This is a genomic window from Deltaproteobacteria bacterium, assembly GCA_016874735.1.
In the GTDB taxonomy this organism is placed as follows: Bacteria; Bdellovibrionota_B; Oligoflexia; order Oligoflexales; family CAIYRB01; genus CAIYRB01.
Window position 1 is genome coordinate 1 of the sequence record VGTI01000110.1, and the last position, 6,548, is coordinate 6,548.

A 6,548-nucleotide genomic window follows, 5' to 3' on the forward strand; every position below is an offset into this window, starting at 1 on the left:
GGCACCTATGCCCGGGCGGAGTGGTGTAGCAAAAATGTTCTAGAATTACTTGCCATTCCTAGAGGGGTGGTCAGAGTATTTCAAGAAATAGATAGGTCTGGGTACTAGCCTAAAGTGCAACTACACAGCGGGTTGCTATCGTGGAATTTTGGGCAACCTGGTGTCCCGCCTGTCGGTCTACCCATCCAGCTCTCAATGCCTTAGCCGAGCGCCAGCAAAATGAGGGCAAAAAGCCAAACGACACCATAGCCATCATCGCTATCTCAGATGATAGCCGTGAAGACATAGAGGCCTATGCCAAAGCCCTCAACGCAAAGTTTGCGTTCCTACAAGACCGAGACCAAGCTGTCAGCACAAGTTGGATGGTGTCGGCGATCCCTCAGTTGGTGGTCCTAGACCGTCAAGGTAAGGCCGTATTCGCAACGGTCGGTGCAGGCGAATATTTGGATCAGGCCATCGCTGCCGCTGAAAAAGAACTGAAGAAGTGAGGAGCTCTATCGCCGAATGCAATTTTGCATTGAATGGCCGCCACCATGGCCTCCGTCATACTGGGTAGTACTGGAATAGTTGATCACGTTCAGAGTGCAGTACCTCTGCTCCCTCATCTTGAAGATACTCTTTTTTGCGGAAAATCTTGGCCGTCTTGGTCGCGATCTTTTCAACAAAGTCATTGACATCTTGGTCTGTCAATACCTCGATAAGTCTTACGATTAAAAGACTCGAGATCGTGTACCTAGACGTCACTCATTAAATGACTATCAAAAAATTTGATAAATTGATGGCATGCCTCACCCAATTAATCTGTCGTCCCAATTACTGAACGTTCATTCGTCTATTGTAGCGGCCAGAATACAATCTGGACTCGGCATTGATTAAATCATGTGTGCTATTTGATTAAAACTCACCGAACAATTTCTGCATACTTTTTTGCTATTCAGACGCCCAGTGAGATCCGTAAACATCTGCTACTGGATGAGGAGGTTGATTCATAAATGCAACCATAGAAACGTCATGCAGGGCATCAAAAGGTGAGGTGGACCCCATCCTTTGGACAAAAAGTCCACTCGGAATCGTTAAGTCGTCATCGGGGTCTCACACTAGATATAGCGTACCGGGGTTAATCTGATCATCAGTTGATTTCAATCTAGGTCAGTCTCTTGTCATCGTGAAGCTCTCCCCTCTATTGTCAGGCAGGGATAGACTTTGTGCAAGCATAGTGGACCTCCTGTGGTGTCTGGTAATCCAAGGACTGGTGTGGCCGATCATTGTTGTAGAATTGGAAATATAGGGACATTTGCTCCTCGGCTTCGTCCATAGTGGAGTAGTCTTTTAAGTAGACCTCCTCGTACTTGACCGTTCGCCATAGCCTCTCGATAAATATGTTGTCGTAAGCTCTGCCACGCCCGTCCATACTGATCTTTATGCCCTTGGCCTCGAGAACGCTGACGAAGTCGGAGCTAGTAAATTGAGACCCTTGATCCGAATTGAAGATTTCGGGGCTCCCGTGCTCGAGAGCTTCACGCAAGGCCTCCACGCAGAATGAGGAGTCCATCGTGTTGGAAAGGCGCCAAGAGACCACGTAGCGGCTATACCAATCGATGATCGCAACCAGATACACATAACCGAGGGCAGTTGGCAGATATGTGATGTCAACGGACCAAACCTGACAAGGCCTGACAATCTCAACGCCTTTCAGCAGGTAGGGGTAAACTCGGTGGTCGTGCCGCCGGATGGTGGTCTTGGGCTTGGAATAGATGGCCTCTATGCCCATTATCCTCATCAGACGTTGTACACACTTGCGATTAACGTCTATACCACGCCTTTTGAGAGCTATCACGATTTTGCGGCTCCCAAAGAATGGACAATTGAGATAGATCTCGTCGATAAGCTTCATTAACTGCAAGACACGGAGCTGCTCTGGCTTGCAACGGTAGTACAAAGTCGACCTACCAAGCCCGAGAAGCTGACACTGGCGGCTGACGGGGATTTGTTGGTGGTCAAAGTCGATCAGGGCTCGGAGCTCCATTAGCGAACGTCCTCCGACTTTTTTTAAGCCAATCAAGCTCGACCTGGAGCTTGCCAATCTGCTCGTAAAGCCTCGAGACTAGCTCCTCATCGGCTCTCTCCTGCTTCTTTCTGGCCGCCGAGAAGATGTCTGGCAGGCGTTCCAAGGCCTCCTTCTTCCATTGTGATATTTGGCCTGCGTGAACTCCGAATTTGGTGGCTATCTGGGCTCCGGTCAGCCGCTCTCGAAGGGCTTCCATTGCTACTTTTGCTTTAAACTTGGCCGAGTGTCGCTTGCGTATCTGGGGCATAAGGTCTCCCTTTTACCGAGCTAGCGGACACTATATCTGGTGTACAACGAAGATGAGAAATTAACTTAACTCACTGTCCAGTTTTGGGGGTCCACCTCAAGGGAAGCAATTTAATTTTGAATATCGGACCTCTTTTCCCGCCGTGACGACGGAGAGCGGCAGTGGTATTATGCTAGAATCTTGTCATTACTTTACCAATGCAAAACGATGGTTTAGGCCAAGGAGGTACTAAACATGAACCTCACACGGAAACTTTTTTCCTTTTTCATTTGGGTTGCAATCACGCAAATGAACTCAACGGCAGCGCTTGCAGACGCCGCGAAAATCAAAGCGCAAGTGGCCCTCTTCCCTGTTGGTTCTTTTGAAGTAAAGTCAAGTGAGCTGATCGGCACCGGCACCAGGAAAGTTAATCGTTTCACGGCGTCCGAATTAAAAGTGCCAGTAAAGTCCTTAGTGTCAGGAATAAGCCTAAGGGATACTCACATGCGAGAGCACCTCCTCGAGAAAGAGCACCCCTATGTCCTTGCTAAAGATATAACTGCTTACGACGGGACCGGGACCGCAGCCATAATAATTGCTGGTGTCACGAAAAAAGTTGAATTCAACTATAAGATTATCGACGACCATACAGCTCAGGCAGTCTTCAAGATTAAACTTTCTGACTTCAAAATTAAGAACATCAGCTACAAAGGTGTCGGCGTCGAGGACGAGGTCGAGGTGACTATAGATGTACCCTATGCGATTAATTAAACACCTATTATCGGTTTTTATCGCAGTCTCGTGCGGCCAAGACTATAACTCGCATAGTGCCGACGGGACTCTTGGCACTGGGGCAACCACAGCTGAATGTTCCACATCGAGACAGGCGAGATTATGCCGAGCACGCACAATACTAGCCGAATACTGTTACTCGTGCCATTCAGGTTGGGCTGCATACGATTCCGACACAGACTGGAGTGAGTCTCGACTAATTAATCTAGGCGACAGTAAATCATCACGTATCATTCGCTACTTGAAAAACACTGGTGGCAACATGCCTTTGGGTAGCGGGGCAATACCAGAGGTAGAATATCAAAGCCTACTGGAATGGATCGACAAATTGGGCGTTGATTAAGAACATTTTGGGTACCTATGCACATACTCAGACAGCTTTTCCTGTTTTGCCTGATTGGCACCACCCTAACCCTAACGATGACCCACCGAGCATCGGCCTATCCGAATTTTATCAGCTACGGCTATTACTCCTGTATGAATTGCCATTACAACCCCTTTGGAGGTGGGCCACTTAGCGACTACGGCCGCGCCGTCGCCGCCACGGAAATCGCCAGCCGGTATTTTGTCGATGATCACATCACTGACGAAGCTTTGGGCGAAAACTCTTCTTTTCCAGCGCAATCTCAGCTATCCGACTGGATCCGACCTGCACTGAACTATCGGGGACTTGGTTTACTGCAAAATCTGGCTGGCGAACACCCAAACGAGCGTTTTATAACTATGGACCTCAGCGGGTCGATTGTCGCAAAATTTCTTCCTGGCGATCGTTTGACATTCGTCACCCAAATGTCCTTTGTCCCTGCTCCAGCGACAGTCGGTGCCAGCACTAACACTAAGCGATATCGCTCACGAGAATTCTACGCTGGCTATCGAGCAACTAAAACGTTTGGAATCTATGCTGGTCTCATGGACAAAGTCTTTGGCGTTAGAGTTCCAGATCATATTGCCTACAGCCGGATTCTGACTGCACTCACCCAAAATGATCAGACACATGCCTTATTGTTACACTTCGTGGACACAGCCATAGACATCGGTATCCAGCCATTTATTGGTAACCTGGTCCAACAGAAATCTCTGAGACAAAAAGGTATAAGCTCACTAGCGGAAGTAACGTTGAACCATTCTGCACGCATTGGTGCTTCATATTTACAATCGACATCGGACTTTACCACTCAGCAAATCATTGCAGCCCACCTCAGAACCGGCACTGATCAAGCAGCAAGCCTATTGGCAGAAATCGGTCGAAGTAGGAGGAAAATCAAGCAGTCTAGTCGTGAGTCATTGAATGACTATTTATTTACTCAGGGTCAATTTAAACTTGGTCGCGGCTTTTGGACCCTATTGACTGTAGAGGCCAAACGAAACTTGGACACACCCCGGAACGTCACTAAACGCGTCGGACCAGGCTTACAGGTCTTCCCGCGACCCAATATGGAACTTCGGGCCGATAGTTATTTCACTTTTCAGCAAGAGTCTCGCAAATCAAGTAAGCCGCAAGTCGATCTGGCTGCACAATTGCATTTATGGCTCTAATGAAAAACGCACATTACCAAACTCAGCAGAACCTATAATGCCCGGACTAACAAGCCCAGAAACAGATAATGTCGATGTTTTTTAACATGGGTCAGAGGCAATACGCAGCACATGATATTTTTCTTGGTTTAAGATTGCCACAGCAGCGTCACTTTTCTTCTCTTTACCCAGCTGAAAGACCCATGGAGTCGTCATGGCGTTGACGATGCAAAGATATGCCATAGACCGCCTACCCGAGTGACGCAAAAAATACTTCATCTCACTAAAGACCGCTGGTGCAAAGCGCCCAGCCCGTTGAAGTGACCACTAAAAGTGCAACAATTTGCTGCATTGATCTCGCAGTCAGATCAGATAGCATCCCTGTCCAAATTATTTCTGACATCCACCTAATTTCGGACGGAGATATCGCTTTGATTGCACAAAAAAAGACTTTCCTCGGGCTGCCAACTCTGCTCCTCAGCGGATTGCTATCATCGGTTGGAGCCGGCCAGACTTCTCCACAGACCGAAGCCTTTTTGACGCTGCCATCATGCCGAAACTTTGTCCGACATGATGATGGTCGTGTTCTAGTCGGAACGAATAATGGCATGAACGTCATAGAAAGCGATGGCAGTGTTCATGCATTTAACCTAAACGAACAGCCACGTGACGCCTTAATTTATGACAGTGAGATCATAGCTTTAGCTGCTTATTCGATCATCACCATTGATCAAAACCAGGGCAAGATTACTGGCCGCTTTGACACTCAGTCTATAAAACCAGTGTCAAATCTCTTGCCGCAGGAGAGCCCTTGGGCCATCGGCCGAGTCGGACATACACTAATTATCGCCCATGGTACTCTCGGGATTACCCTATTTGATCTCAGAACGCGCCAGCTCCAGAATGTCATCGACATTAACAAGGGACAAAAAGTCAAAGGGATGGCTCAGGATGTCATGACACAAAATAATGACGTTTACGTCCTCGTTGACAACTACCAAATGAATCCGCTGAAACCCAGCCAAGAGTTCCGTGGCCTTTTAAAGATTGACCTAAATACGCGCTTGATCGCCGCCCGCTTTTCTGGATTAGACCCAGGCGCAACATCCGCTAGTTGGTTCGATGAAACGATACTCATTAGCTTCGGTGGTATGCCGGTCTGGAAACTCCAGCTCCCGCTGACTACTACCACTCCACTTGCTAATGTTGCTCAACTTGTCACAGATTTTGCCAGAAAAGGACATGCTGTGGGGCACCTCAGTTTTGACGATGATTTTGTATGGTCCTGTCACCGTCCTGGTTTGAACACGCCCAATGAGCCCGCTCTTTATCAAAGGTCTACATTAAGGATCTAAACAACTATTCTCACAAAATAACTGGGATATATTCAAAATGAAGTTTCGCTCCAGGAGCTTTCTATTACTGTCTACAGCTATTGCAGCATGTGGACCAACCGCATACACGTCATCAGCGGTTTTGCAAACGGCCGCTGACTCAACCAACTCCAACGATGTGGCAATTCATTATAGCGGGACCGATTCTGAATCATTTTGCAAAAGCAGACCGGCTGACGAGTGTTTTACGCTAATACTGACATTACCCTCGCCCGAACTGGAAAGCAGCCTGTCGCTGGGCGCTCTTGCTATTTCATTGAGCGCCGAAAAATTTCGGGTGCCATTTCTACGAGCTTGCGGTAGAGCAATTGATGCCTACGCCAAAGGCTATCAGGGGCGCAGCACAACTTTACGCGCAAAATTCTTTAGCAGCATTAAGGAAACTCGTTGCCTAATTGACATAATAAGGCGCGAAACATACGAACCACCTCAATTACCCTATAGCGCTCAGCTAAATTGACCCACCCGCGCTCAGCTAAATTGACCCACCCCATAAAAAAAACACCCCACCTAGGCGACTGGCACGAGTGTAGTCGGCTAAAATGGGGCTATG

The 6,548-nt window shown here is 47.9% G+C and carries 4 protein-coding genes and 1 pseudogene; 4 read left to right on the forward strand and 1 reads right to left on the reverse strand.

The window, feature by feature from the left end:
- The first annotated feature begins 140 nt into the window (after positions 1–140).
- Positions 141–488 (forward strand): TlpA family protein disulfide reductase, encoded by a 348-nt coding sequence (locus FJ146_18945; GenBank protein MBM4254050.1) that lies wholly within the window; start codon positions 141–143, stop codon positions 486–488.
- 698 nt (positions 489–1,186) lie between these two features.
- Here the strand turns inward: FJ146_18945 and FJ146_18950 are convergent.
- Positions 1,187–2,315 (reverse strand): annotated as a pseudogene (locus FJ146_18950) (IS3 family transposase).
- A 234-nt stretch (positions 2,316–2,549) separates the two neighbouring features.
- Between FJ146_18950 and FJ146_18955 the strand changes: the two are divergent.
- The 3 genes from FJ146_18955 (at position 2,550) to FJ146_18965 (ending at position 5,956) form a co-directional block, all read left to right on the forward strand.
- Positions 2,550–3,065 (forward strand): YceI family protein, encoded by a 516-nt coding sequence (locus FJ146_18955; protein ID MBM4254051.1) that lies wholly within the window; start codon positions 2,550–2,552, stop codon positions 3,063–3,065.
- 381 nt (positions 3,066–3,446) lie between these two features.
- Positions 3,447–4,622, forward strand: coding sequence for a hypothetical protein (locus tag FJ146_18960; GenBank protein MBM4254052.1), 1,176 nt, complete (start codon positions 3,447–3,449; stop codon positions 4,620–4,622).
- Positions 4,623–5,209: 587 nt separating this feature from the next.
- Positions 5,210–5,956, forward strand: coding sequence for a hypothetical protein (locus FJ146_18965; GenBank protein MBM4254053.1), 747 nt, complete (start codon positions 5,210–5,212; stop codon positions 5,954–5,956).
- The last annotated feature ends 592 nt before the right edge of the window (positions 5,957–6,548 follow it).

Bases quoted from the DNA above. Each gene is read 5' to 3' on its own strand.
- FJ146_18965 (MBM4254053.1), top strand. From the start codon at position 5,210: ATGAACGTCATAGAAAGCGATGGCAGTGTTCATGCATTTAACCTAAAC.
- FJ146_18955 (MBM4254051.1), top strand. From the start codon at position 2,550: ATGAACCTCACACGGAAACTTTTTTCCTTTTTCATTTGGGTTGCAATC.
- FJ146_18960 (MBM4254052.1), top strand. From the start codon at position 3,447: ATGCACATACTCAGACAGCTTTTCCTGTTTTGCCTGATTGGCACCACC.